Annotated in this window: 2 protein-coding genes and 1 pseudogene; all 3 read right to left on the bottom strand. The window is 60.4% G+C overall.

What is annotated here, in order from left to right:
• Nucleotides 1-421, bottom strand: a pseudogene (locus tag ACLFKU_RS43215) (hypothetical protein); the annotation flags it as partial.
• Between the two features lie 88 nt (nt 422-509).
• A complete protein-coding gene (locus tag ACLFKU_RS43210; protein ID WP_410853324.1) occupies nt 510-920 on the bottom strand; it encodes a hypothetical protein in 411 nt (136 codons plus the stop codon).
• Nucleotides 921-1,126: 206 nt separating this feature from the next.
• Nucleotides 1,127-1,606: a hypothetical protein gene (locus tag ACLFKU_RS43205; RefSeq protein ID WP_410853323.1), complete on the bottom strand. Its 480-nt coding sequence runs from the start codon at nt 1,604-1,606 to the stop codon at nt 1,127-1,129.
• Between the last annotated feature and the right edge of the window lie 163 nt (nt 1,607-1,769).

Genomic DNA, 1,769 nt, shown 5'->3' with positions numbered 1-1,769 from the left:
GGTAACAATGGGCATGGATTTCCCCTCCTGTGGGTATTGATGAAGGCTCAGACCTCATCATGGCACTTTGATGCCGAACCGCGGCTTCCGCCGCAGCCTCGGGACGGGGAAGTCCCTTACATTCGAACAGCAGTTCCCAGTGCGACGCGCGGATCTGCCAGGGCTTCGGCTCTGGGCCATAGGTCGACAGCCACAGCGAACGGATTTCGTCGAACATTGCCGCAACGATGTCTGCGACCGTGCCGTCACGACGGATGCCGAGCGTGCCGTTGTAGCGCGTCACGCGTACTGCGGCCGCACCGCCCTCCAGGTTGATCAAAGTGGTCTCAGTTGCCTGGACCGCCTCGTTGGCGAACAGCGCGAACACCCCGGAGAGCGTCGGGGTCGTGAAGACCTGGCCGGGAATCGAGAGTTGGTACATGTTGGCTCCGCAAAAATGGAACGGGGCCAACACCCCATCAGGGGAGTTGGCCCCGTCCGGGATTGCAAAAAAAGTGAAGAAAATCGAATCAGTCGAGGTCGAGCATCCGCGAGACAACGGCGGCGATCGCCCACGCCTGCGTGCGCGAAAGCGTCTTAATGCGCAGGACCGGCTGGCTCTTCCAGTGTCCAGCTTCACCTACGGGGACGAACTGAACAAAATCAATCTGGATGATCCAGCCTTCCGAGCTTCCGCGGGCAACCGATAGCGCCAGCCGTCGGCGCGCGGTCCCGCTGTCCGGCCAGTCTCGTGAAGCCGACAGGCCGTAGCAGTCTTCGTTCGGATCGTTGATGAAGTTGGCCGCCACGATCCATTCCGGTTCTATCTCGGATTGGCGCAGCGTCCGGGCAATGTGATTCACAACCTGGCTGATGGTTTTTCCAGCAGGATCAAACGGCGTGCTGGCATGCACGACCGGTGGTTCGAGAAGTTCGGACATGGGAATCGGGAAATAAAAAAGGCCGCCCCGAAGGTGCAGCCCTTGATTAATGGTGGGTCGGCAGATGCCGACCCGCGTCTACGATTGGCGATGAACGCGGGGATGCCGACGTTCGCGGTCCGCTTTGCGGCCCAGGTTGCTCATGTGTACGCCGTACGCGCAAATTGCAACCGTCAGGACCAGTGCTACAACACCGAAGCCCATAGTCATTCTCCGTTCATGGAATCCATGCCGACAACAAAGGTTAGCACAATGATCGCGGCGAGCGCGGCCTCGTTGAGTACGGCGGTAGACGTCCAGTTGGTCGTCGAGTGCCAATATCCGACGAAACCAGCTAGGGATGCGACTGTCAGCGAATGGCAGAAGCGACCAAACTGCTGCCGTTGGTCTTTGCTCCAGGCCCTGCCGAAACGCACTGGCATCAACCGCGATTCGTCTTTTAGGGCAGCATCTGAAACATCCGGGACTTCCACCGAAAAGCTGCCGTCCACACGTTGGTCCAGAACAGCTTCCTTACCATCGATACGAACGATGATCGTCGGGGGTGCCTCCGTCGCACTGAGCTGGCGCAGAAGCGCGGCTAGCCGCTCGGATGCGAAAACCTGACCAAGCTCCCGCGAGAGCGTTGCACGATCGGTGATGACCATGCCCGACGGAAATTCGACTGAGATTTCAACAATCTCCATTGAACCTCCTAGCGGCGTTGGCTGTCGAGGCCCGCGGCAAGCCGCAAGCCGCAAGCCGCAAGCCGCAAGCCGCAAGCCGCAAGCCGCAAGCCGCAAGCCGCAAGCCGCAAGCCGCAAGCCGCAAGCCGCAAGCCGCAAGCCGCAAGCCGCAAGCCGCAAGCCG

The organism is Paraburkholderia sp. EG304, from assembly GCF_046543485.1.
Taxonomy (GTDB): domain Bacteria; phylum Pseudomonadota; class Gammaproteobacteria; order Burkholderiales; family Burkholderiaceae; genus Paraburkholderia; species Paraburkholderia youngii.
Note: the sequence above shows the minus strand (reverse complement) of the source record. Positions and strands in the feature narration are given on the sequence as shown.

What these genes read in the sequence shown, in the direction of transcription:
- ACLFKU_RS43210 (WP_410853324.1), bottom strand. Translation starts at nt 920, where the DNA reads ATGTCCGAACTTCTCGAACCACCGGTCGTGCATGCCAGCACGCCGTTT.
- ACLFKU_RS43205 (WP_410853323.1), bottom strand. Translation starts at nt 1,606, where the DNA reads ATGGAGATTGTTGAAATCTCAGTCGAATTTCCGTCGGGCATGGTCATC.